Source organism: Prochlorococcus sp. MIT2302, assembly GCF_059772385.1.
In genome coordinates this window covers 541,859-562,496 of the sequence record NZ_CM186285.1, presented here as the reverse complement: position 1 = coordinate 562,496, position 20,638 = coordinate 541,859, and the positions used below count along the sequence as shown (strand labels likewise).

The 20,638-nt window shown below is 34.4% G+C and carries 41 protein-coding genes; 21 read left to right on the top strand and 20 right to left on the bottom strand.

Annotated features, from left to right (window positions below; all coding sequences use genetic code 11):
- Nucleotides 1–253: 253 nt before the first annotated feature.
- The 3 genes from AC6EI2_RS03530 (at nt 254) to AC6EI2_RS03520 (ending at nt 1,691) form a co-directional block, all read left to right on the top strand.
- Nucleotides 254–853, top strand: coding sequence for a PCC domain-containing protein (locus AC6EI2_RS03530; protein WP_498463031.1), 600 nt, complete (start codon nt 254–256; stop codon nt 851–853).
- A 221-nt stretch (nt 854–1,074) separates the two neighbouring features.
- Nucleotides 1,075–1,446, top strand: a complete 372-nt coding sequence (locus AC6EI2_RS03525) for a phage major capsid protein (RefSeq protein ID WP_498463030.1) — start codon at nt 1,075–1,077, stop codon at nt 1,444–1,446.
- A gap of 71 nt (nt 1,447–1,517) precedes the next feature.
- Complete coding sequence (locus AC6EI2_RS03520; protein ID WP_498463029.1) at nt 1,518–1,691, top strand: DUF8622 domain-containing protein; 174 nt, start codon at nt 1,518–1,520, stop codon at nt 1,689–1,691.
- On the opposite strand, the gene AC6EI2_RS03515 is transcribed toward AC6EI2_RS03520, so the two are convergent.
- On the bottom strand, nt 1,686–1,829 hold the full coding sequence (locus tag AC6EI2_RS03515; protein ID WP_498463028.1) for a hypothetical protein: 144 nt from the start codon (nt 1,827–1,829) through the stop codon (nt 1,686–1,688). The genes AC6EI2_RS03520 and AC6EI2_RS03515 overlap by 6 nt on opposite strands.
- A 173-nt stretch (nt 1,830–2,002) precedes the next feature.
- Here AC6EI2_RS03515 and AC6EI2_RS03510 point away from each other — a divergent pair, with 173 nt between their 5' ends.
- Nucleotides 2,003–2,203, top strand: coding sequence for a hypothetical protein (locus AC6EI2_RS03510; RefSeq protein ID WP_498463027.1), 201 nt, complete (start codon nt 2,003–2,005; stop codon nt 2,201–2,203).
- Nucleotides 2,204–3,056: 853 nt separating this feature from the next.
- Here AC6EI2_RS03510 and AC6EI2_RS03505 read toward each other — a convergent pair.
- The gene (locus AC6EI2_RS03505) at nt 3,057–3,353 is read right to left on the bottom strand and encodes a hypothetical protein (protein WP_498463026.1); all 297 of its coding nucleotides are present in this window, start codon (nt 3,351–3,353) and stop codon (nt 3,057–3,059) included.
- 38 nt (nt 3,354–3,391) lie between these two features.
- Here AC6EI2_RS03505 and AC6EI2_RS03500 point away from each other — a divergent pair, with 38 nt between their 5' ends.
- Nucleotides 3,392–3,595 (top strand): hypothetical protein, encoded by a 204-nt coding sequence (locus AC6EI2_RS03500; RefSeq protein ID WP_498463025.1) that lies wholly within the window; start codon nt 3,392–3,394, stop codon nt 3,593–3,595.
- Between the two features lie 454 nt (nt 3,596–4,049).
- Here AC6EI2_RS03500 and AC6EI2_RS03495 read toward each other — a convergent pair whose 3' ends face one another.
- Nucleotides 4,050–4,187, bottom strand: a complete 138-nt coding sequence (locus AC6EI2_RS03495; protein ID WP_498463024.1) for a hypothetical protein — start codon at nt 4,185–4,187, stop codon at nt 4,050–4,052.
- Between the two features lie 264 nt (nt 4,188–4,451).
- Between AC6EI2_RS03495 and AC6EI2_RS03490 the strand changes: the two genes are divergently transcribed.
- The 9 genes from AC6EI2_RS03490 (at nt 4,452) to psb28 (ending at nt 7,505) form a co-directional block, all read left to right on the top strand.
- Nucleotides 4,452–4,700, top strand: a complete 249-nt coding sequence (locus AC6EI2_RS03490; RefSeq protein WP_498463023.1) for a hypothetical protein — start codon at nt 4,452–4,454, stop codon at nt 4,698–4,700.
- Between the two features lie 35 nt (nt 4,701–4,735).
- A complete protein-coding gene (locus tag AC6EI2_RS03485) occupies nt 4,736–5,347 on the top strand; it encodes an NAD-dependent DNA ligase (protein ID WP_498463022.1) in 612 nt (203 codons plus the stop codon).
- Nucleotides 5,344–5,661 (top strand): hypothetical protein, encoded by a 318-nt coding sequence (locus tag AC6EI2_RS03480; RefSeq protein ID WP_498463021.1) that lies wholly within the window; start codon nt 5,344–5,346, stop codon nt 5,659–5,661. Before AC6EI2_RS03485 ends, AC6EI2_RS03480 begins: the two co-directional genes overlap by 4 nt.
- Nucleotides 5,662–5,839: 178 nt before the next feature.
- Nucleotides 5,840–6,028 carry a hypothetical protein gene (locus AC6EI2_RS03475; RefSeq protein WP_498463020.1) on the top strand — a complete coding sequence of 63 codons (189 nt, stop codon included), beginning with the start codon at nt 5,840–5,842 and terminating at the stop codon, nt 6,026–6,028.
- Nucleotides 6,029–6,199 (top strand): hypothetical protein, encoded by a 171-nt coding sequence (locus tag AC6EI2_RS03470; RefSeq protein ID WP_498463019.1) that lies wholly within the window; start codon nt 6,029–6,031, stop codon nt 6,197–6,199.
- A gap of 139 nt (nt 6,200–6,338) precedes the next feature.
- Entirely contained in the window at nt 6,339–6,533 is a 195-nt protein-coding gene (locus AC6EI2_RS03465; RefSeq protein ID WP_498463018.1) for a hypothetical protein, read from the top strand.
- A gap of 85 nt (nt 6,534–6,618) precedes the next feature.
- Nucleotides 6,619–6,858: a hypothetical protein gene (locus AC6EI2_RS03460; protein WP_498463017.1), complete on the top strand. Its 240-nt coding sequence runs from the start codon at nt 6,619–6,621 to the stop codon at nt 6,856–6,858.
- A 3-nt stretch (nt 6,859–6,861) separates the two neighbouring features.
- Nucleotides 6,862–6,990, top strand: a complete 129-nt coding sequence (locus AC6EI2_RS03455) for a hypothetical protein (RefSeq protein WP_498463016.1) — start codon at nt 6,862–6,864, stop codon at nt 6,988–6,990.
- Between the two features lie 167 nt (nt 6,991–7,157).
- Entirely contained in the window at nt 7,158–7,505 is a 348-nt protein-coding gene (gene psb28 / locus AC6EI2_RS03450) for a photosystem II reaction center protein Psb28 (RefSeq protein WP_498463015.1), read from the top strand.
- Here the strand turns inward: psb28 and AC6EI2_RS03445 are convergent.
- On the bottom strand, nt 7,502–7,609 hold the full coding sequence (locus AC6EI2_RS03445) for a helix-turn-helix domain-containing protein (RefSeq protein WP_498463014.1): 108 nt from the start codon (nt 7,607–7,609) through the stop codon (nt 7,502–7,504). The two genes, psb28 and AC6EI2_RS03445, sit on opposite strands and share 4 nt — an antisense overlap.
- Before the next feature lie 142 nt (nt 7,610–7,751).
- Between AC6EI2_RS03445 and AC6EI2_RS03440 the strand changes: the two genes are divergently transcribed.
- A complete protein-coding gene (locus tag AC6EI2_RS03440) occupies nt 7,752–8,138 on the top strand; it encodes a hypothetical protein (RefSeq protein WP_498463013.1) in 387 nt (128 codons plus the stop codon).
- Between the two features lie 745 nt (nt 8,139–8,883).
- On the opposite strand, the gene AC6EI2_RS03435 is transcribed toward AC6EI2_RS03440, so the two are convergent.
- The 3 genes from AC6EI2_RS03435 to AC6EI2_RS03425 all read right to left on the bottom strand — a co-directional run bounded on the left by AC6EI2_RS03435 (nt 8,884) and on the right by AC6EI2_RS03425 (nt 9,725).
- Nucleotides 8,884–9,081 carry a hypothetical protein gene (locus tag AC6EI2_RS03435; RefSeq protein WP_498463012.1) on the bottom strand — a complete coding sequence of 66 codons (198 nt, stop codon included), beginning with the start codon at nt 9,079–9,081 and terminating at the stop codon, nt 8,884–8,886.
- Between the two features lie 178 nt (nt 9,082–9,259).
- Nucleotides 9,260–9,562, bottom strand: coding sequence for a hypothetical protein (locus AC6EI2_RS03430; RefSeq protein WP_498463011.1), 303 nt, complete (start codon nt 9,560–9,562; stop codon nt 9,260–9,262).
- Between the two features lie 19 nt (nt 9,563–9,581).
- A complete protein-coding gene (locus AC6EI2_RS03425; protein WP_498463010.1) occupies nt 9,582–9,725 on the bottom strand; it encodes a hypothetical protein in 144 nt (47 codons plus the stop codon).
- Between the two features lie 595 nt (nt 9,726–10,320).
- On the opposite strand from AC6EI2_RS03425, the gene AC6EI2_RS03420 reads away from it, so the two are divergent.
- Nucleotides 10,321–10,455 carry a hypothetical protein gene (locus AC6EI2_RS03420; protein WP_498463009.1) on the top strand — a complete coding sequence of 45 codons (135 nt, stop codon included), beginning with the start codon at nt 10,321–10,323 and terminating at the stop codon, nt 10,453–10,455.
- A 538-nt stretch (nt 10,456–10,993) separates the two neighbouring features.
- Entirely contained in the window at nt 10,994–11,131 is a 138-nt protein-coding gene (locus AC6EI2_RS03415; protein ID WP_498463008.1) for a hypothetical protein, read from the top strand.
- Nucleotides 11,132–11,260: 129 nt separating this feature from the next.
- On the opposite strand, the gene AC6EI2_RS03410 is transcribed toward AC6EI2_RS03415, so the two are convergent.
- From AC6EI2_RS03410 to AC6EI2_RS03400, 3 genes are all read right to left on the bottom strand, one after another.
- Nucleotides 11,261–11,788, bottom strand: coding sequence for a hemagglutinin (locus tag AC6EI2_RS03410; RefSeq protein WP_498463007.1), 528 nt, complete (start codon nt 11,786–11,788; stop codon nt 11,261–11,263).
- Between the two features lie 13 nt (nt 11,789–11,801).
- On the bottom strand, nt 11,802–12,197 hold the full coding sequence (locus AC6EI2_RS03405; protein WP_498463452.1) for an OsmC family protein: 396 nt from the start codon (nt 12,195–12,197) through the stop codon (nt 11,802–11,804).
- A 316-nt stretch (nt 12,198–12,513) separates the two neighbouring features.
- Nucleotides 12,514–12,717 (bottom strand): DUF2905 domain-containing protein, encoded by a 204-nt coding sequence (locus AC6EI2_RS03400; RefSeq protein ID WP_413678091.1) that lies wholly within the window; start codon nt 12,715–12,717, stop codon nt 12,514–12,516.
- A gap of 619 nt (nt 12,718–13,336) precedes the next feature.
- On the opposite strand from AC6EI2_RS03400, the gene AC6EI2_RS03395 reads away from it, so the two are divergent.
- A complete protein-coding gene (locus AC6EI2_RS03395; RefSeq protein ID WP_498463006.1) occupies nt 13,337–13,918 on the top strand; it encodes a S41 family peptidase in 582 nt (193 codons plus the stop codon).
- A gap of 177 nt (nt 13,919–14,095) precedes the next feature.
- Nucleotides 14,096–14,359: a hypothetical protein gene (locus AC6EI2_RS03390; protein WP_498463005.1), complete on the top strand. Its 264-nt coding sequence runs from the start codon at nt 14,096–14,098 to the stop codon at nt 14,357–14,359.
- A gap of 874 nt (nt 14,360–15,233) precedes the next feature.
- On the opposite strand, the gene AC6EI2_RS03385 is transcribed toward AC6EI2_RS03390, so the two are convergent.
- Nucleotides 15,234–15,452, bottom strand: a complete 219-nt coding sequence (locus tag AC6EI2_RS03385; protein ID WP_498463004.1) for a hypothetical protein — start codon at nt 15,450–15,452, stop codon at nt 15,234–15,236.
- 326 nt (nt 15,453–15,778) lie between these two features.
- Between AC6EI2_RS03385 and AC6EI2_RS03380 the strand changes: the two genes are divergently transcribed.
- Nucleotides 15,779–16,183 (top strand): thiol-disulfide oxidoreductase DCC family protein, encoded by a 405-nt coding sequence (locus AC6EI2_RS03380; RefSeq protein WP_498463003.1) that lies wholly within the window; start codon nt 15,779–15,781, stop codon nt 16,181–16,183.
- A gap of 105 nt (nt 16,184–16,288) precedes the next feature.
- Here the strand turns inward: AC6EI2_RS03380 and AC6EI2_RS03375 are convergent, their stop codons facing one another.
- Genes AC6EI2_RS03375 through AC6EI2_RS03360 form a run of 4 tightly spaced genes read right to left on the bottom strand, consistent with a single transcriptional unit; the run spans nt 16,289 to nt 16,807 of the window.
- Nucleotides 16,289–16,414, bottom strand: coding sequence for a high light inducible protein (locus tag AC6EI2_RS03375; protein ID WP_498463002.1), 126 nt, complete (start codon nt 16,412–16,414; stop codon nt 16,289–16,291).
- On the bottom strand, nt 16,414–16,560 hold the full coding sequence (locus AC6EI2_RS03370; RefSeq protein ID WP_498463001.1) for a high light inducible protein: 147 nt from the start codon (nt 16,558–16,560) through the stop codon (nt 16,414–16,416). The genes AC6EI2_RS03375 and AC6EI2_RS03370 overlap by 1 nt, the downstream gene beginning before the upstream one ends.
- Entirely contained in the window at nt 16,560–16,679 is a 120-nt protein-coding gene (locus tag AC6EI2_RS03365) for a high light inducible protein (RefSeq protein ID WP_011294968.1), read from the bottom strand. Before AC6EI2_RS03365 ends, AC6EI2_RS03370 begins: the two co-directional genes overlap by 1 nt.
- Before the next feature lie 20 nt (nt 16,680–16,699).
- Nucleotides 16,700–16,807 (bottom strand): high light inducible protein, encoded by a 108-nt coding sequence (locus AC6EI2_RS03360; RefSeq protein ID WP_269623464.1) that lies wholly within the window; start codon nt 16,805–16,807, stop codon nt 16,700–16,702.
- A gap of 393 nt (nt 16,808–17,200) precedes the next feature.
- Between AC6EI2_RS03360 and AC6EI2_RS03355 the strand changes: the two genes are divergently transcribed.
- A complete protein-coding gene (locus AC6EI2_RS03355) occupies nt 17,201–17,362 on the top strand; it encodes a hypothetical protein (protein ID WP_498463000.1) in 162 nt (53 codons plus the stop codon).
- Between the two features lie 750 nt (nt 17,363–18,112).
- Here AC6EI2_RS03355 and AC6EI2_RS03350 read toward each other — a convergent pair.
- The 5 genes from AC6EI2_RS03350 to AC6EI2_RS03330 form a co-directional block, all read right to left on the bottom strand.
- A complete protein-coding gene (locus tag AC6EI2_RS03350; protein WP_498462999.1) occupies nt 18,113–18,310 on the bottom strand; it encodes a hypothetical protein in 198 nt (65 codons plus the stop codon).
- Between the two features lie 149 nt (nt 18,311–18,459).
- The gene (locus AC6EI2_RS03345) at nt 18,460–18,642 is read right to left on the bottom strand and encodes a hypothetical protein (RefSeq protein ID WP_498462998.1); all 183 of its coding nucleotides are present in this window, start codon (nt 18,640–18,642) and stop codon (nt 18,460–18,462) included.
- Nucleotides 18,643–18,660: 18 nt separating this feature from the next.
- Entirely contained in the window at nt 18,661–19,179 is a 519-nt protein-coding gene (locus AC6EI2_RS03340) for a hemagglutinin (RefSeq protein WP_498462997.1), read from the bottom strand.
- A 309-nt stretch (nt 19,180–19,488) separates the two neighbouring features.
- Nucleotides 19,489–19,911 (bottom strand): hypothetical protein, encoded by a 423-nt coding sequence (locus tag AC6EI2_RS03335; RefSeq protein WP_498462996.1) that lies wholly within the window; start codon nt 19,909–19,911, stop codon nt 19,489–19,491.
- 85 nt (nt 19,912–19,996) lie between these two features.
- Nucleotides 19,997–20,161 carry a hypothetical protein gene (locus AC6EI2_RS03330; protein ID WP_498462995.1) on the bottom strand — a complete coding sequence of 55 codons (165 nt, stop codon included), beginning with the start codon at nt 20,159–20,161 and terminating at the stop codon, nt 19,997–19,999.
- Nucleotides 20,162–20,638 lie beyond the last annotated feature (477 nt).

Below are 20,638 nucleotides of genomic sequence, written 5' to 3'. Positions count from 1 at the left end.
ATTTTTGCTGCTTGGTTTATTTCCTACTTGTTGAAACTCTAATTTTTAAGATATTGACCACCGCCTAGCAGTGGTTGGTCCAATTTCATAAATTTCAGCGTAACTTTGTTTACAGCAATAAGGTAAGTTGAACTAGATCAGCTAAAAGATTTTTTGAAACTCTTTTCGATTCAATCATATTTTTACAAAAACTCCATAAATTAAAAAACGTCCAAAGAAGAGGATAGTATTTTTTTGGGATTATTCTTGAAATTTGATTTATCCAAAGACATTACAACTTGAATCTGGAAGTGATCTTCTTAATAGTCTTCAAAATCTGGCGATAAAAGAGAATAAATTTGGATATATTTTGAGTGTAGTAGGTGATTTATCTATAGCTAAATTTCAATGTCCAGGGAAAAGAGAAACCACTATTGTTGAGAGTCATCTAGAAATAATAGCTTTAAATGGAACAATATCTCCAAATAAATGTCATCTTCATATAAGTCTTTCAGATGGAGAATGTAAAGTATGGGCCGGTCACCTAGAGGAGGGAACGGTAATACTTAAAGGCGCTGACTTATTAATAGGATTTCTTGATGAGACCACAAATAAAAAAGAATTAAATACTAACAAACAAACAGTCGAAATATTTATACTTCCGAATTGTCCATGGTCCTCGAGAGCTGTTCGGATGCTGAGAACATTACAAATACCACATAAAATAAAAGTGATCGAAAATGATGATGATTTTAAGTCCCTTCATAAAAGAAGTAATTATTCGAGCTTTCCTCAGATTTTTATAGATGAAGAATTTATCGGTGGTTACTCAGAATTAGCTGAACTTCACGCTTCTGGCAAATTAAGCAGTTAATGAGTTATTAAACTCCACTCCTAACTGTTTTAGAACTTACTTTTCCTCTGTCCGAAAATATTATTTAACACTGCTGTTGGTGGACTAGGTGCAGCAATGCCCCTGGATTAGTTGAAGATGTCGCAATTCCAAAACGTACTGGTGACAATTCCGTTACATGGTTTGGAGCAGATAACTGTGGTGGTATCTCTTAAACCACTGGCACGATTGGGCAGGTAACTATGTCACGTAAAACTGTTGGCGCTTTTACAAAATTTTCTCGTTTAATGAGGTTAAAATTCATGCCAGAAATCGAGCAGGTTATTAGGTCTGGCTTTGTTTCGATCATTGCAAACGCTATTGATGAGGCAGCATTAAATGGAAGCAGTTCGTCTTCTCAACCAACTGGAATCCTCAACACTTCAGGCATTGGATCCGTGGCAGGTGGCACTAATGGGGTCACTCCTACTCTTTACTACATTATTGACTTTAAGAAAGCTTTCTCTGTAGAAAAAGTTGACACTGTTACTGCGCCTTATGTAACTAACGCAAAAGTCGAAGCGGTTCTATCAAAACTAAAAGACGGATATTCTGCATATCACCTATCGTTCTAAGAAGGGGAAATTTGAAAGCAGAAAATAGCATCACGACACTTTGAAGTGTCTACCGCTGCCTAATACAAAATATGTTCTGCGATATTTGTAAAAAAGATTGCTTAGTTCAATATCGAGTAACCAATACTCAATCCAAAAATTGGCTCTTTACTTGTAAACAGTGTTGGCAAAACTTCTCTAAGACAGATGGCTATAGATATGGCGGTACTAGAAAAGCTAATCGCAGAAAGAATAAAAAGTTATAGTCCCCTACCTTTTAGCTGACTCCTAAATCTGATTGACTTGATATGCTCAAGCTCTTCGGCCTTGTGGAGTGGCATTTCTCTAGCAGCCTTTGCAAGCTCGAACGCATACCTATGGGTGTCCTTTAAAGAAGAGTCCATGGTCGAAGCCGGGAATCTATAGGAATACAGTTGCGGGAACGACATCCATTTGTCTATGTACAAATGATACATATATTGGCAAACAGGGCTATGAGACGGAATTTGGGTCTGTAATGAATAAATAGCTGAGTCAAAGAAGTGAAAATACTTTTATCGTTTTTCTTGCTCTCCTTTTGTTTTTCTGTCCTTTTGCAGTTCAAGCAGAAGATATTGAGTCAATGCTTCAAGAGGAAATAGCTGAAGTACCTTTACTTGACCCAATAACGGAAGCTGAGATAAATGATCTCTTAGGTGAAGACCCTTACATAGGAGAAACTGATTGGCGTGGTAATAAGGTTTCAACTAAAAGGGATTACAGCAAGAAAAATAGATAGGAAAGCCCTACCTCAACCGAACATCAGGACTCAATAAATTCTTTCTAAGGTGAAAGCATATTGATGGCGTGATACGGAACATCATCAAGCTAGATCGGGGGACGGTCGTCGAAATCCCAGTCCCCTCTTCGCTAATTCATTAAAAGTTTATTAGGTCTGCACTTTTTTTGTATTCAAAACCATTAGTTAACCCTCCAACGCGGGGGTTTTCTTATTCAGTAATCGTTTAGGACTAAAAAAATGGACATGAATCCTTTCAAGCCGTTACTCCAACATTGCGAAGAGGTCTACGGAAAAATACTTTCCATAAAAGAGCCACTTAACAATTTTTATTTAAAACTACGACTAAGCAAAGCTAACGCCAACGCTTAAAAAATTATGTACGGAATCAACGAAGCAACAACTATTGCAAGGTTGGCTACATCAGCTGGATTGTTTATTGGCTTTTCAACAATCCTTGTTAATAGACTTCGCCAATGTATGTAATGACCACATCTACCTCAGGTCAGTACGTTCTTATTTACTAGGCAAGTTAACTATTGAGTTCGAAACCCCACATTTGAAAGAGCAAACCTAGGGCCATAGTCACAATTGGAGCATAAGGATATCGGCTCATTTAATATTTAGTTGGCAAAGGGGACTAAGAGAAAAACCTTTCTTCTCTATTTATTTTTTTCTGCTTTGAAGATTTTGGTGGTAATCCAAGTTCTCTCTTCTCTTTGCTTCTCCCATCGATTATTTGGATAAAAACAAAATAATAAGAGTTCTTCAATCAATCTGATGATGAATCCTTTTTTCGAGATTATGAGGCGGTTCTCGTCTGAGGCTTCAACTTTCAGGCGCTAGTCTTTGTTTAGTTTTTATCCTTTGATTGATTAGAAGCCTTCTCAAGAAAATCCACAAACTTTTTTTGTTTAGAATTAAGTTTCTCTTGTTCTTGATCTTCTTGTTCCCACGCTTGAAATTGAAAATAAAATATTGCTGCCAGCGCTACGAAAATTAAAAGAAGTCCAGCCCAACCCCAAAATTTATTTTCAGTAAAAAGATTAGTCAAAGATGACTGTTCTACATATCTTGCATCCATTTCGCTTTGAATACGCCCAAGCCATGGGTCAGCAGTAATTATAAAATTTCCAATTAAATCATTCATAGCTGCAACATTCGGTTGAAAAAAGTTAGAGTTGCACCATGTGCGAAATAAACCAAGCAAGTGTGATTTTTCACAAAATTAGAAAAGGAAGGAACTTAAAAGCCTTTTTTTCGAATGCTGCTTTATTTGTTGAAGTCATACAAGAAAGAAAACCCTATGGGAGAAAATTCTTTATGAGAAAAGAGAAAAAATCTCGAAACTTTCACCCTCAAATTTTAGCTTTACTCGTAACAGTACTTTAAAAGTCGTTACTCGCTCTTGTGAGAACAGGGACTGATATGCAGTACAGCCCCTATTCTAATTAATGGTGCTTTCGTATAACGCTACTTATATAAGTAAATTTAAAGAGTAATTATTAAATTTATGGATCGCTTGAGGTAGGGCTTTTCCACTCCCTTATTAAAAGCAGGAGGGTTAACCAAAAATGTGTGAGGTTTTCGAAGAGAAAAGATTGAAATTCCATCCCTACAGGTCTTCAAAAAAAGTGCAAACCTAATGAACTTTTTTGAATTAGCGAAGAGAAGACAGGATATTGTTCTCATCATTAATAACATCGATTAATCTTTGAGCGGCTAGAGGAGCAGCTGCAATGAGTTTGCTATGGCTTTTATCCAATGCGTCTAGTGTTTTGCGTTCTAGGAACTAATTCGCGTCAGGATGATCTTGTAAGTATTTCGTGAGTGTTCGATCACCCATTTAATCGAATTCAGCAGCAAATTTCCATTTAGATACATTGCTCCTAATTACAAGTGCTCGTTGTACGTGAGGAGGCAGTGGAATCTCATTGATTGAGGACCTCCCGTTCCTTTTCTTTTTTAATTTAGTTATGGTCATCTCTTTCTCTCCACTTTCACGCGAAGATCCCAAGCTGATAGCTCTTGTGGAGTCTCTTCATCATAAACAATCACCATGAGAAGAGTCGGTAGATCTATCTCCATAGAATGTTTATGTACACGTTGACGTAGACGTTAATTTTCTTTTCCTAGTCTCATATAATCAGGCTTTTTCCTGTGGTTATTTTAGATTTTTTAAGTCATAAAAAGTTCCATTAAGCTCAAATTCGAGCAAGATAGTAATTAACTGGTTTCGAGTTTAGGCATGACAAGTTTTTATGGTGCATACAGTTCAATTAGTTCTCTTTTCCTTTTCACTTTTGTATTTGGACTTCCCTGTGGATTACTTTGCGCATCGTTGGCAAATAATAAAGGCTATAGCCCTTGGAGATGGTTTGCTGGTGGAGTCCTCTTTAATATTCTTGGACTGATCGCTGCTGCTGGTTTGCCAGATAGATTGTTGAGAAATCAGCTTCGTGAAGTATTGGAAAACAAGTCTTGGGCTTCAAAATAGAAAAAAATATCTAATCTTCACCTTTCCAGCAGAAAATGAAGTTGCTCAGTTTAGATAATTATTGCTTTAGCGAATGGTGGGCAGAGAAAGCCAGAAATGAAACCATGATTGTGCAACCTAAATTTGATGGTTGTGCTTTAGGTCTTCGATACCAATCTGGTACTTTAGTTGCTGCGTTTACTCGATCTGGAAAAGATGTTACTGAGGCAGCTAGAACTATTTGCAATCTTCCCTTAGAACTTCCAGAAGATGGACAAGCCGTTTCTGAAGATCCACTTGAAATAAGAGGAGAACTTTACGGGCCAAGTTTAAGTGGAGCTAAATCTCAGGCTTTAGCTGCTGGACACCTAAGAAAGAAAGTTCATATTGGTCATGGACTTAGTTTTGTTGCTTATGAAATTCTTGGATCAACTAATGATGAAATCGAAGATATTAAACGACTTGAAAGTTGGTTCTTTGAAATTCCTCCTACAAATCGAACTGCTGATCCCAAGCAAGTGAAGCGATGGCACAAAGAATGGCTTGCTGGTGAATTATTTGAGAACCTTCCTTGTGATGGATTAGTCGTCAAGATTAACTCATGTGAAGTCAAGGAGAAGCTTGGCGTAAATTCAAAAACACCAAATTGGGCTTTGGCTTTGAAATGAATCCCCTAAATGCTTCCAAGAAATGGTTATTAAATATCTTGGTGCCCTACATAGAAGGAATGCCATACCTTGAAGGCACTAACAAGAAAAAGATGGATTTTTCTCAAGTGCAAAGATTTAGAGACTTATTTAAGAAAAGAAGAAGTGCCTTAATTGTTGGGGCTTTAGTCTTCTGTTTAATAGTATTTGGAATTGGTGAAAGCTTTCGTTTCCTCACTGGTCTAATAGCATTAAGCCCATTTGTTGTCATATTTTGGAGTTCATTTGGTGAACGAATAATGGGCATCTTTAAATTTAAAAGATTAAAAAAATAAAACGTCTTGGCGGGACGAGCTGCGGGATTAAGCCATAGACAACTTCCCAATAGCTTTAGGACTAAAACCCTGTACATCAACAATCGAGATAACTATCCATTTGATACAAAGAATGGTTTAAAAAATCATTTCCCGGAGACGAATTATTAGGCATAAATAAAAAAGAGGTTACTTTTTTATGGAATTTCAACTAAGAAAAAGTATTTTATTTGATGTCATTGATGGAATCCCTCCTTCAGGGAACGAAAGTAAAAAGGTGGAGAATTATAGAAAAGAAATCGAACAAAGTCATTCAACTTTGGAAGAAGAAGCGATGAAGCTTGGAATAAGCAGAGACCTTATTGAGTTCACTGAGGATTTCAGATAGATGACTAGAGAAGCTCCCTCAGAAAATGAACTTTTTGAAATGTGTGAATATTTTGAAAAAGTTTTAAGAGATGGATCAAGAAGCTCTATTGCATCAGCTCTTGAATTGCTTAGCAGAGATAACTGCCCATACACGCCGATTCTTAAAGCAAAAGGAATCATTCAGAAGTAATAGACCACCGCCTGATAAATAATGGTAAAGCCAGGATTAAATGAACTATTTTCATGTCTTAAATATCAATACTTATATAAAAAAAAGAGACAACAAAAACAAAATCGCTTTGTTAGCATCCTATTTTTAATAAAAGCGCTTGGAAATATTAATAATCTGTTTTGGAATAATTATTGGACTAGCGACATATATTTCTCATGGAATACTTTTGAAAAGCTTGTTTTTTACATTATTAGGATTTTTAGGATTGGATTTTGGAATGAGATTTTTAAATGATAATGATGATGATGATTTTGATGGGGGGAAAATGATCCCTATTTTACAGAGGAGTTAAATACAAATTTCATTATTATCTATTAACACATTGTAAATTCTCGGTTGATGTCGATTTATTTTGGTATCAATTAGCTACTTTTTTTATGTCACCACATAAAGGTCCTCAAATAATTAGGTATTGCGTCATAACCTCAACTGCAGCTTTGGTTGCGATTGTTGTCGGATTAATTCCTCAATTCAAAGTAAATAAAGCAAAACTTTTATGTGCTGAATATTATTCGCTTAAAGATTCAAATAGGGGATTCCTTGCTAGCGAAAAGATTCAAAAAAAGTTTATTCGTAATGAAGAAGGTAATGTTTCTAATTACTGCAGGAGTCTCTAAATAATGCTTTTTGCTAAAAATGGACTTGGTGTTGAAATCTTTTCTCCATTAGGGATTTTGATTCTTTTTATCGGAGTTGCGTTTACTGTTGGACTTCCTGTCGCAATGATCAAGTATGGGAAGAAGGATTAGATGACTACTGAATTTTCCCTTTGTTAGGACTTAACCTATATACCACCGCCTAACTTTTGAGGTGCTGACGAAGTGTATATCAACTACATATTGAAGTATGAAATGAGGCTTTAAAAATCCTGATTGCAAATAGTTAATAAAGTAAAAATCACTAGCAGAAGATGAACATGGCGGCTATTGCAATACAATTTTTTAATGGCATTGATGAAAAAGTAGTACCTCAAATAAGACTTAGCAAAAGCAAGTCAGGGCAAGAAGGTCAAGCTTATTTTAGATTTGAGAATCCAGAAGCACTGTTATCAGATGATTTCAAAGAAATACAGGGAATGTATTTACTAGATGAGGAAGGACAAATTACTACTAGAGAAATACATATAGCTGTATCGAGAAAAAATGGGAAATATACAGCTATTGAGGCTATTTACAGCTGGAGAACAGAAAGAGATTTCAATAGATTCATGAGATTTGCTAATAGATATGCAACGAAGTATGGTCTTTCATATGAGGGGAGCTAAGTCATACTCCACCGCCTTATAGTAGTAGGACTCACACCATAAATATCAGCAATCTTTCTCCAGCTATACCTGTGTTTTATATACTTATTAATTCTTATTTTCATTGCCTCTATTGCCTAAATGAACCATATTAAAGTGATCTTATACTCAAGAGCTTGGTGATTATTTCTACGATCACTTGTAATTAACAGTTCTACAACAGCTAAGTATTCTTTTTAATATTTTAAATAAGAATTTCAAAATAAATTGACTAAAAAGCAGAAAATACCCTTAGGTTCTCCAGTGATTATTGATACTATTAAAAGTAAATATAATTTAAAAGATGAGTCAAACAGAGAAATAGCATTTATGCCTGAGGGTATACTTACTGATTACAGTAGTGAACTTTCAGGTGAATTTCTGATTATAAAACTGCGTTCCAATATTGAAATAAAAGTTACTGAAAATGAACTTTCTGAATGTACAAGAAATTATTATTTTTCTAATGAAATTGTTTCTTCAGGACTAGTTAAACGTATTAAAGATTTTCTTAAAATAGAATTTGTTTTAACCGGTAATAGAGAAATTAAATCCTTATTAAATCCATTTACTTTTTTAAAATGGATTAAATTTACAATTAAAGACATTTTTTAAGCTAATCAAATAATTACAAACCTGTAAAAAGAGTGATCTGTTCAAATAAAAATACTACGAAATAAGACTAATTATTTTACAAAATTAGATAAAAGAAGTTCGATGCTAGTTACTTTATCTCAACCAAGTTAAAAAGTTGTTAGTTTATTTAGATAATTTTTATCGATAATCATGCAAACACTTTTTGGAAGAACTTCTACAATAAATTCCACTAATCCAGCCAAAAATAATACCACCAAACATAAATTAAAAATTAGATTTGGGAAAATAATTACTTTCGGTATCGCTGCAAAAATAATTATTGGTGTTGCTTTTATATTTTTTATGATGGCTAACTAGAATTTCTACTCCATGGATGACTATAAATTAGGCGTAGCTTTTTCGATTTTTGTTTTATTTCCCTTAGGAATCTTCAAAATTTCAGGAATGCTTAATAAGCTTCAGAGAATGTCATCTTCCAATAAAAACAGTAAACCAAGCTAGGTTATTTGCCTAGTAATTGAGGCTGGTCATTCGAAAAACTATTTACTTGCTAAAGTTACGGCCTTAATCTTCTAAAAAATTGATATTAGTCATGCACATATTTCAGCCTTCTAATCTATTTCTAAGGATCATTCATTCTTTATCCCTTCCTTTGTGCTTCCTTTTTCCTTCTATAAAAGGAACTAATATATTTAGGAACCATTTTTTGAAAAAATTTATAGGATTCATTCCTTAATTCAAATTGCTTGGGTGAAATAAATGTTTAGTTGATTTGGGGTTTGCCCATATATTTAAAGATCATCGCATCTTGTTCTTCCCCTTTATCGCCAAGACCTTCTATCCATTCTTTATATTCTTCGTAGAGGCAGCTTCTGCCAGATTCATTTAGTTCTTCCATACGCTTTACTGCTTGTTCGAACATAATTACTACTGCTTCATGAGCATTTTCTCTAGAAAGCATAATTATTAAAATTGTATTTCTAACAAACTACATCCTTTTAAAAAAATTGAATAGTTCATATTTTCATCAAAAATGTAAGTGATAATTTTTTCTTTAGATTATCTACTTCATCCTGTATTAAACACGAATAGTTTGATTAAAAAACATTTTCAACCATGAACACTTTTTATTAATTGAATTATGTATTTTGTCCATAAAGCTTATATTGACAAAGAGCATCAAATAATTTGTAAGATCTTGGTTTTCCCGTCCTAACTGGACGAATCCTATCAAGGATTGAGGCATTACAAGTAATCCAGTAACTTCCTTGTTCAAGATTACAAGCTTCGCAAATATTCCAATGGGCAATTGAAGGAGATAATATTTCACTAATTGTATTCATTGTTTTAATATGCTCCCTCTCCAAGAAGTCAACTTCTTCTTCTGAGAGTTTTCCTGTTCCACAATAATCTTCAATTACAGTCTTAAAATCAAAAGTCATATATTTAGGCTTGATAAATTTAAGGCTGAACAATACTTACTTTTGGATTGTCAAAAGGGTCATCTGTTAATACTGCCAAACAAATCCTTTTTGGAGTCTCAATTTGTTCATGGTGGTGACAACTTTCCAAGCAATAAAAATATCTATCTTGAGCTGATTTCATTAATTTAGATTAAATTAATCGAAATCTTATCTTATGAACTACTAGTTCTAGTTTCAACCTTTACTTAATTAATACTTATGTTTTAAAAATATATTATTTGGTATCAAATTGTCAACTAGAAAGAAAGAAAGTTTACAGAAAATATACCTATTGGTCTTGGGGAATAGGTATAAAGATAAGAATTATTTTGCCTAGTTTATTGAAGCTTGATAAGCTAGGACATTGATTTCAATACCTCTATCATCGTCTTTCTTTAGTAATTTAGAAGCAAATAAAAAACGGATAAGCTTTCATGTAATGCTTAAATTTTATCCATAAATAAATGAAAAGAATCGGATTTAGGTAAATTGATTAAATAAAAATAATAAATCGGCTTACTCGTAAGTATTTATATTCATTAGTTCGAGTCTTTAGTAATAGCTACTACAAAATTGATCTAAATCGATTTCTAAAAGATTTATCTCTACAAAAAAGAGTTAGCAATCTATTATTTGTTACATTTAATAATTTAAATACATATTAATTGCATATCTCTTGTTTCTAGCACTAAAAAGCTTTTGCTAAACTGGCTACTTTCTAATTATTTTATTGACTTATGATTATTTCTTCATTAGTTGGCACTCTTGCTCCGACGACAGTTTTGGCTGGTGTTCTTTCGATAGTACTTTTTGCGATTGTTAGAGTAATAGTTGCTCCAAATTTATGGTGTAAATGCTCCAGCGATTGGTAAAAGCCTTTCCAAGAAAGATGATTAATCAATAAATTTAATCAACTGAATTCTGAATGCCTACATAATAAAGTATTTAAAATTTGTTTGTTATGTATATTTTGATATGTGCATTTTATATAAAAAGTTGCTCTTAATCTAATCATATTATAGTTAAATTAATAAATCATTTTTAGTTATCTCTAGCCCATATAGAGGATTTTTTGAATTTAGATAATTTGACTTTCTATTCAATTAGCATTTGGAAGTTAGAATTGGATTATAAGTCACATTGAAATATGTATTTTTAGTCTGTCTCATCAACTTTTAACTACTTCATATATTTTTAAATTGATTATTTTAGAGAAAGTTAAATTTTTCTTTATGGGTTTTACTGGAAACGAACTAACAAAGGCTGCTGATTTTTTACATATTGAATCAAGTACAGGTTTATTCATACTGTTTTTATTTTTAAGTGCATTACTAGCCTTTTTCACCTTAACTTTTACTTATTTATTTATTGATACCCCTTTAACATCAAAAATTATTGCAAAGAGATGACATGAAATCAGTCTCTGATGAACTTAAAAAACTTAGATTAATGGCAGAAAAATCATTAATAAAAACTGATGAACTAGATAAAGTACTTGCTCAAGTTGAGGCTGCGCTTCACGAACTCGAGCCTGAAAGGTTTAGCTAAAAACAAAAGTATTTAATTAGTAATCAACTTCCTCTATGGCTTGGTGGTGAATTCTTTGAAAATCTTCCTACCGATGGAATAGTCGTCAAAGTTAATTTTGGAGCAACTAAACAAAAACTTGGTGTTACTTCAAAATGTCCGAATTGGGCAATTGAAATAAGGGACTGGAGCTAACTTAATCCTTTTAATCTGATCTTTTTCCCAAACCCAGTAAACAGGATTTTTCTTTTGAGCTTCTTGCAGATCTTTTCTGTCTCTTAAACTAACTGGTATAAATTCATTTTCAGGATTAAATTTTTCATCTCTTACGGCTTGGTTTAGAACAATACTTCCTTCTTTATTAGAGATTGATCGATGAAATGTTCCGACAGGAATTTGAAGTGCGCCCATCGCACGATTTAAATAAATAATGTGATGAGGTTCATCCCATCCTGGATTGATCAAAGTAAAAACACGACTACCTTCAATGACTAAATTGTGATCAATTTGATGTCGATGTACGTAATATTGTTCAAAATCTCCATCGTTTGGAGGTGAGATGGCATTGCCGTGATGAATTACGACATCAGATCCATTGGATCCTTTTACTCCCGCATCGAAGAACGATACTTGAGGTGTTTCACGGAAAACATGAGTAGGAACAAAATTTAAACGCATTGCAAATCCTCCTTTACTGTTGTGACCATTGAAGATTAATTTTTGTCGACCTTTCAATATTCCTCAATACAGGGCAATCTTTTATTTCTTTTTTTAATCCATTCAATTGATCAGTGGTCAGATTTGATGGGGTGAAAATATTAATAACCAAAGTATCGATTTTCCTGGGACCAAGTTTAGACATCTGTTTGTGAACTTCTAGTTTTAGACCATCTAATGACCACCTTTCCTTTTTCGCTTTGATACCCATCACTGTTAGTAGACAAGTCCCTAATGCTGTCGCTACTAGATCTGTAGGACAGAAATCTCGGCCTTTCCCTTCATGATCTAGGGGGGCATCAGTTCGTAAGACAGAACCAGATTGTTGATGAAGAGACTCTGTTTTTAAATCACCAAGATATGTACAAATGATTTTGTTTACACTTCATATGTCTTACAGGTTGATTTGGTTGGGTGTAGATCGCATTCATTTCCCAAAAACTCTTCTCTTGTTTCAGTAGGAATTTCGTAATTGAAATCATGCATCACTTGAATATCACTCAACGCATTTTTGATAATAGAGAACGGAGTTTTTAGTTTCATAAGCCTCCTATTCGGATACTATTGTTTTACTTGATCCTTTCTGATTTTGATACCTCGGTTATTACTCAAGTATTACTCCCTACTCATTAGAATAGTCATAGAAAAAGATGGATTTTAATTAGCCTCTTGAGTAATGGCAGATACTAGGAAGATCGGAACAAATTAAAAATGACGGTAAGAAGCAGACTAATGGCAATACAGCTAACGACTGGGAAATAGAAAGTTGAGTTCTCACCTCTAAGAATGATGTCCCCAGGTAATCGTCCCAACCCTATTTGTTTTAAATAGGGATATAGAACGCCAATCGAAGCGATTACAAGTCCAAGGGTAATTAGTATCCTTTGCATTATTAGTTATTAATTAACCCAACTGTACTAATACTTGGGTGATAGCACCCTTTTCAATTATTACGCTTTCAATTAAACCTTTCCCAGGGTCTCTGCCTACACTTTGATTTATGGCTCTGGCTTTAGGGAGGCTTCAATGCCTCCCGCAAAAAATACAAGATAAAGCAGTAATTTATACTGATTGGCTTTTTAGATCACTTTGATTAGAAAAGAATTATCAGAACTTTTATTTTAAGACTCGGTTCTGATCGTAGAGGGGAAGGCATTCAAAGTCATATTGGATGGAATGCCTCCCCAATATTTTTAGGAGGACTTATTATGTCTTGTGGAAATCCCTTTAATCATCTACTAAAGAATGTCAAAGGATCTTTCCTGAACCATAAGCTGTTTTCTACTTCCAAACCCAAATATGACGATGATGTGATTGAGTGCATGCAATTTGGTATTTGCTCCTCTAATCCTCCTCGTCTTAAAGATATTCCGTATTTTCATTTTTAACGAGTTATATTTAAATTTCAGAGAGCTTTTGAAAATAGTAGTAGCTATAAATCAAACGGACGGCATATATTAGAAATTAATAGCGCATATAGCTTAAATTTAGTGTAGGGAACATCCAAGAATGAAACACTTACTACTTCCTCTTATTTCTGCTTTTGTATTGCCGATCACTGTAAAGGCTGAATTCTCAGAAGAGATTCACAAACGTTGCCTAGAAGCTAGAGATTACTCAGGTTGTGTAAGAACTAATCAAGGGGCAATTACAAGATTCAAAAGGGAAATGACTGGTATTGGTATAACGCTTTTTCTGAATAGTGATACAGCAGAATTAACAATTCAATCAGTTATTAATAGCTCTCCTGCCAGTGATGCCGATTTGGAATCAAGTGATGTAATCCTAAAAATAGATGGAAAGTCTACGAAAGGAATGGGTTTAAAGGAGGCAATTAAATTAATCAAAGGTCCTAAAGATAAGCCAATTAAATTAGTCATTGCTAGAACTAACGAAAAAGGTAAAAGAAAAAAAATTGAGGTGAACTTGATTCGAGATACATTTGTTATTCCTGAAAGAGAATCTTTAGATCAATTGAACATAAGAGAATTTTTCAAGTATGGTTTTCCACGGGATTTACAGCCAATGAATCCACAAAGAAATTACCCTATTGAGCCAAAAAAAGAATTATTCCCTAATAATCAAATCTAATTCTATAGCTAACTCCATTTTTACTAATTATTAGTAAAGAGTTTTGTGCAAGACTTATTATTAATCTATCGGCATACCCAACTAATTAGTGGTAGCAGCCGATCTTGGTCTTAAAGGCCGTATCTGATTCCTCGGTTTGTAATATTTTAAATTCTTAGTGGTCGAGTCAAAGTAGATATGACCTTTGAAATAAATGTAATGTATTCCTCTTTATTTGACGCTGTTAACTTAGGCTATGCCTCCCCAGCGAGCTTATATCGTCTAATTAATGCAGGGTTATTAAAGGAATACATCGAAGAGTATGAGGGGCTACTATTACTCAGGATGGGTTCTAAGGGTAAATCTCCAACTTTAGCGAAGCGTGTTAGATTACTAGTCAACTTCCGAGGAAGGCATGAAATATTCATATTTGACCCTAAAGAGCAAGAATCCCTGCAATAACCATGGATAGACATTACGAAAAAGCTCTAAAAATATTTCCTAGAAATGATAATCATTCCTGAAAGTTGTTAATAAAAGATCATTTTTTACTGCTATCTTTGACTTTATAGGAATTTATCTTTATATTTGTAGGATCTAATTATTAATAGTGATTGTTATGTCTTTAACTGATCTTATGGCAGAGACATCAGTTTCTAATGAAAAAGAAGTTTGTCCAGGTTGTGGTTGTACTTGTCCTTGCGATTGTACAGATTGCAAAGAATGTTCAAATTGAAAAGATCATTAACTTCAAAAATCAACCGAAGCTAAACAATAATTGTTAATCCTTAAATCGTCTTAAAAGCTCTTAAACATTGCTATTTTCTTGTTGTCAGCAGTAGATCATTCTCAAAATTTGAAGGTTTGACGTTGAGAAACCATCGGGCGATTGGATGACCCCCAAGAAGTTATTCCTGAAAAGTACCTTAGACCCTATTTATTGGGCTAGCCAAGCATTAAAAAAAAACTGATGTTTTAAAGCTAGAAAGACTTGATCCAAAAGCAGCAGCAATGCTAAGAGAAGAGATCCCTATCAAAAGCATTCGGAAATCAAAGAGGCTGAAAAGGTGGCTGCCGAAAAACAAAGACAACTATCGATAAATCGCTTGCTCAATGTCAATTACAACGTCTCCAGCAAGCTGGCATGGCAATAAGAATTAAATCTATTAACTCTGATATGACTCAACAGATCTTTAGAGCAAAAGCAACTCGTCAACGAATTGCTGCAACGATTAGATCTGCTTCGCTAAGCATTGAAAAGTTCTCCTTTCTTCGTTGTTCGGGAAAGAGGCCAAGCAAAAAATCATTACTCTAAAGAACGCTCTAAAGATACTTATCAAGCAGTGACTTCCTCTTTCTCCTTCTTAGCTGGAGCGAGAGCTTTTATCTCTTCTTGTATTTCATGCTCTCGATCATCAAGAACCTTGACTCGAGCTTGATAACTCTTCTCTAGTCTCTTACGAGAAGCCTCGATATTTTTTTCGAGGTCTTCTTCTCTTTGGTTAAGCTTGATTTCTTCGAGTTGACTATCAGAGACAACATAAACTGTTCTCATAGGAGAGAAGAAAAAATCAGCGAATAGCATCAAATAAAGAGGAATACATTACGTTTATGTCAAAGAACACATCTACTTTGACTCGACTAATTGGAATTTAAAATGTTGCAAACCAAAGAATTAGATACGGCCTTTACGACCAAGATCGGTTACTACTACGCATAATTCGTAGATACCGATAAGTGATAAAGAAATAGAAACATCTTCTTCATGCATTTAATCAAGTAGATATAATAAAGACTGCCAAATTGTTTCTACACTCGATTCGTGAACCCCATTTACCGCACTAATTAGATAAATTGTATTGAAGAACCACTGACTTAAATTTGACTAAAGCGAAGCTCACATTACTTTTTGATGGAGGTTGCCCTCTTTGCTTAAGAGAGGTCAAATTCTTAAGATCTAGAGATACACTTAAAAATATTAGTTTTGTAGATATTGATTCATTAGATTATGAGCCAGATATTTATTCAGGAATAAGTTACAAAGATGCAATGGGACGAATACATGCAATTAATGAATCAGGTGAAATCCTTAGAGATGTCACGGTTTTCAGAGAAGCATATCGATTAGTTGGACTGGGGTGGATATACGCTCCAACAAGATGGCCAGTATTAGGTCAATTGATAAATCAAGTTTATAAGGTATGGGCACAATGGCGTTTACCTCTCACCAGACGTCCATCTCTAGAGCAACTTTGTAAAGAGAAAGAATTTTGCAAAAGGAATTAGTCGAATATCAACAGTTCCTCATGGGGATTAGCCTCAAAACATAAAAAATCCCCTTCCGTAATTAAAGAGAAGAGGTCTTTTTTATTAGATTTTTTAAAATCAGCCTTAAACAATTCCTGGGATGATCCAGCCAGTGAAACCGTAATTAATAACAGCTGCTAGAAGACCCATCATTGCAAGTCGACCATTCATTATTTCAGCTGTTTTCCAGTAGTTAGTTTCATTATTCATTAGACGAAACCTGGGATGATTTGACCAGTTGTAAGATATGCACCGATGAGTGCCCAGCATCCAACAAATGCTGCGTAGCCGTTGAGTCTTTCGGCAATTACTTTACCTTCTTCGACTCTTGGAGTTTCAACAGTTGAATTTTTCATTAAACGACACCTGGGATAAGTTGACCTGTTGTTAGGTAGATACCTGTTAGAAGAACGAATGCCATCATGGCTGGTCTTCCGATGCTTCTTTCTAGGATTGTTTTGTTAGATGGTTGCATTGTTGTTGGTTGTTAATGATTTAGAAAATTCCAGGAATGATTTGACCTGTTGTTGCGTATGCGCCGAATGCTGCTACGAAGCCAAGCATCGCTGCCCAACCGTTAAACTTTTCTGCTTTTGGAGTCATTAAAGGAATTACGTTTTATCTGATAAACATAGGGTATTGACTTTGTTGATCAAAGATACGGTCGGGTACGGCTTCTTCTAATAATCAAAAGAAATAAATCTCAAACATCAACTACAGCAACTCATTAGAGAGATCTTTATCACATGATTAGATCTGTTAATGAATCTAATAAGTATAAATAGCCCGAACTGGTTAGCCCTACTTCAACCGTCCTACAGCACCTGAGAACTCTTTTTAAAATGGTCTTTTTAACCAACCTAAGAAAAACTTTTAGTCATGCTTGCAATCAACAAAACTACTGCTGCAAAACTAATCGTTCTCTGGAATCTTCCAGCACTTCTTTTACTTGCTGGGGCTTTCGAAGTTGGTACTAACATAATTGCTTAATTAACAATGACATCATCTAAAAGCCCCAAAAATTGGTCCGAGTGGAATAACACAAAGCATTTCACTGATTATTCAAGAGACTCAGGTACTGGCAAGTTTGTTCGCTTTACGATTGCTGCCTTGCTATTTGTTCCTATAGGATTCCTTGCTTATATGACTACTATCTAAAAATCAAATGACTTCAACGAACACTACTAGAAATAACAAAAGATTCGGTAAAGTGATTGCCTACGGCATAGCTGCGAAATTATCAATCTTTTCTGTATTTCTTATTTATATGATGAGGAGTTAGGTTATGACAAGACAAGAGAAAATAAAAGCCGCTGAAGAGAGAATCAAAGAATTAGAAACTCTCATAAAGCATTTTAAAAAGTAGAATTTATCTTTAACTGATAAGTTGATTAATCAACCAACAAGAAATAAGTTTTGCATTAATGAAACTTATCGCATATTAATTTTACGTTTTTTAAAGCCACTACCACTATCAGTCATGGAGACTGATTCTAATTAGATAGACATAAATGAAAAGCCAATAAAGGTTAGTGCTAACGACGTAAAGATCAAGAGAAGTTCAGTGAATTTCATTAGTCTCTGTAACCAAAGAACAATTCATCTGGTCTCGGTGAGGTCATTGGTTTGGAACAGAAACCAAACTGCAAACACTCCATTTCCTCATCATTGATATACTCGTGATCTTGTTTAGGCAAATTGAGAATAGATTCTCTTACATTGTTGAATAGATGATTAAAGGGATTTACGCAGGACATGGCTAAAACTACTATCGATTTCTATCCATATCTAGTCCAACCGCTTGCTGAGTGACATGAGGAAGATCACTCAAGTATTTATTACTGATATTTCTATTTATCACTTATGAAACTAGCAACTTTTCTGCAAGTTGAACTTTAAATTCCTGGATCATTCATTTTTGTTTCGTACGTTTTTAGTGCCACATTGCTCAAGTTCTGTAATTATTTCTTGGAAAGTATTCTTGCTCTCCATCTGATGCCACAAATGATTAGCCTCTTTTGCTAAATCTTTATATTCATTTCTGCCAACAGCCTCTTCCATCTTTAATAATGTGGAAGCGTATCTAATAGTAAGTTTCAAAGTCATATCTAAAAAATTTGTGGATAAGAATCTTATGTCACTCATAAGCAAAGAGACTATCCTTCACAACCTAATTTCTTCATTATGCTTTAACCACCCAATTCTTCATTAACTTCTGGTATTGCTTCAGGCGTTGTAAACACAGTTATGTTTTTTTATTGATCCTTTAATCTTTTAAACAAGCAGGCATTTGTCATAATCATTCCTTTGTAATCATCAGGGAAAGATTTCATCCAGATAGGAATTGTGATTTCCGAAGGCATTGGGCTTTCCAAGTAGAAAATCACTTCTTTCGATTCTTGAAGAACTATGTGTGGTGGTAGCTTCTTTTTTGTCATGCCTCAATATTAATCCGTTCAAGAAATTTTTTCTCTAGATTGAATTGGCTCAAACTTAATCCTTTTAATCTGATCTTTTTCCCAAACCCAGTAAACAGGATTTTTCTTTTGAGCTTCTTGCAGATCTTTTCTGTCTCTTAAACTAACTGGTATAAATTCATTTTCAGGATTAAATTTTTCATCTCTTACGGCTTGGTTTAGAACAATACTTCCTTCTTTATTAGAGATTGATCGATGAAATGTTCCGACAGGAATTTGAAGTGCGCCCATCGCACGATTTAAATAAATAATGTGATGAGGTTCATCCCATCCTGGATTGATCAAAGTAAAAACACGACTACCTTCAATGACTAAATTGTGATCAATTTGATGTCGATGTACGTAATATTGTTCAAAATCTCCATCGTTTGGAGGTGAGATGGCATTGCCGTGATGAATTACGACATCAGATCCATTGGATCCTTTTACTCCCGCATCGAAGAACGATACTTGAGGTGTTTCACGGAAAACATGAGTAGGAACAAAATTTAAACGCATTGCAAATCCTCCTTTACTATTGTGTTAAAGGTCAGTCGGAAACGAAATCAAACCTATCGCTGTAGAGGAATTTAAATAATTGATCTAAGAATCGATTTTCAGTTGCTTTTCTTTTATTAGTTTTAATCCTGCAAAGGTCGCAGTTTTCCTTTTTAGGGATAGTGAAGGGAGTGAATAGTTTCATAAGACCTCCTTCTTCTTACATCTTTGGTATACTCCTTCTTTTGGCCTGTAGGGAGTAGGAAAACACTACAAAAATATGAATAAAAAATTAACTCTTCAAGCCATAGACACAAGAAAATAGTATTCCTAATTGTTAGCTAAAAATTCTATATATTTTTTCAATGTATAGCCATGACAATCACAAGGATATTTAGCTTGTAGACCTACAGCATCATCTTGCCCTCTAAATCTTCGACAATTACAAACAAGATCAATATCATTTCCAGCTTTAAACTCTTTCACTCTTGCTTCAAACCACTTTTTAGCTGCTTTTGGAATATTTCCGTCTTCATGCCAACTCTGCCAAACCAAACTATCAAACATTCTTATTCCCTCTGCCCTAACCACTCCATCGATTCTGTCAAAGGGGTTTCTTACTGGGCATTTTGGTTCATTTATAAAGAATCTCTTTGGTGACTTTGGACCATGGATCCATGAACGCTTTTCCATAGAGCCAAACACCTCTATTTGGTCAAAATATTTCTTTGGATGGACTTCAGGTTCAGTCATATTTTGCAATTATCAGTATTTTGAGCCATAAAAATGGGGGCTAATGCCCCCAAGATAAATCTACTGTCAACAATTCAATTCTGAATTAAGAATCCATTGCCGCGACTTTTTCACGAGCTTGCTTTTGTTTTTCTTCATAAACTGAAGGTTTGTAAGAAGTAAATACTCCTTTCTTAAATGTTGCAAGTTGAGCATTGTGAAGCCTTTCAGCTTTCTCAATACGCTTTTTTGTTAAAGCTAGGTTGTTCATGACCTTTTAATTACTGGAAATCCCGTTCCCTACTTCCATCTCATGCACCCCATAATATGGGACGAACGTCTGAACATAATAACAAATAAGAATATCTAGTAAGCCAGCATTACGACAATTTAAGTAGTGTTTCCCTACTTCCATGGGAAGAGGGTTGCTTATAAGTAGGCAAAATAAAACCCTCGCTAAGGAGGGTTTGAAAAACTTAGTGAGAAAGTTTTACGAAGAGACGACAGGATTTCACCAACTGTCCCCTTATCTAGCTCGAGCTTGTTGAACGCAACACACCCTTTAACCCAGTCACTACTCTAAATGAAACGATACAAAAGTAAGTTCTTTAAAACTGGAGTTCGGTTGAAGTAGGGCTTTCCAATCTTTTCTAAGCTCTTTTGTAATAATTAAGCACCTTTTTTACATGCTGGGCAAATTGAGTTATTTTCTAGATTCACAAATGATTATCCTTTCGACATCGTGTTA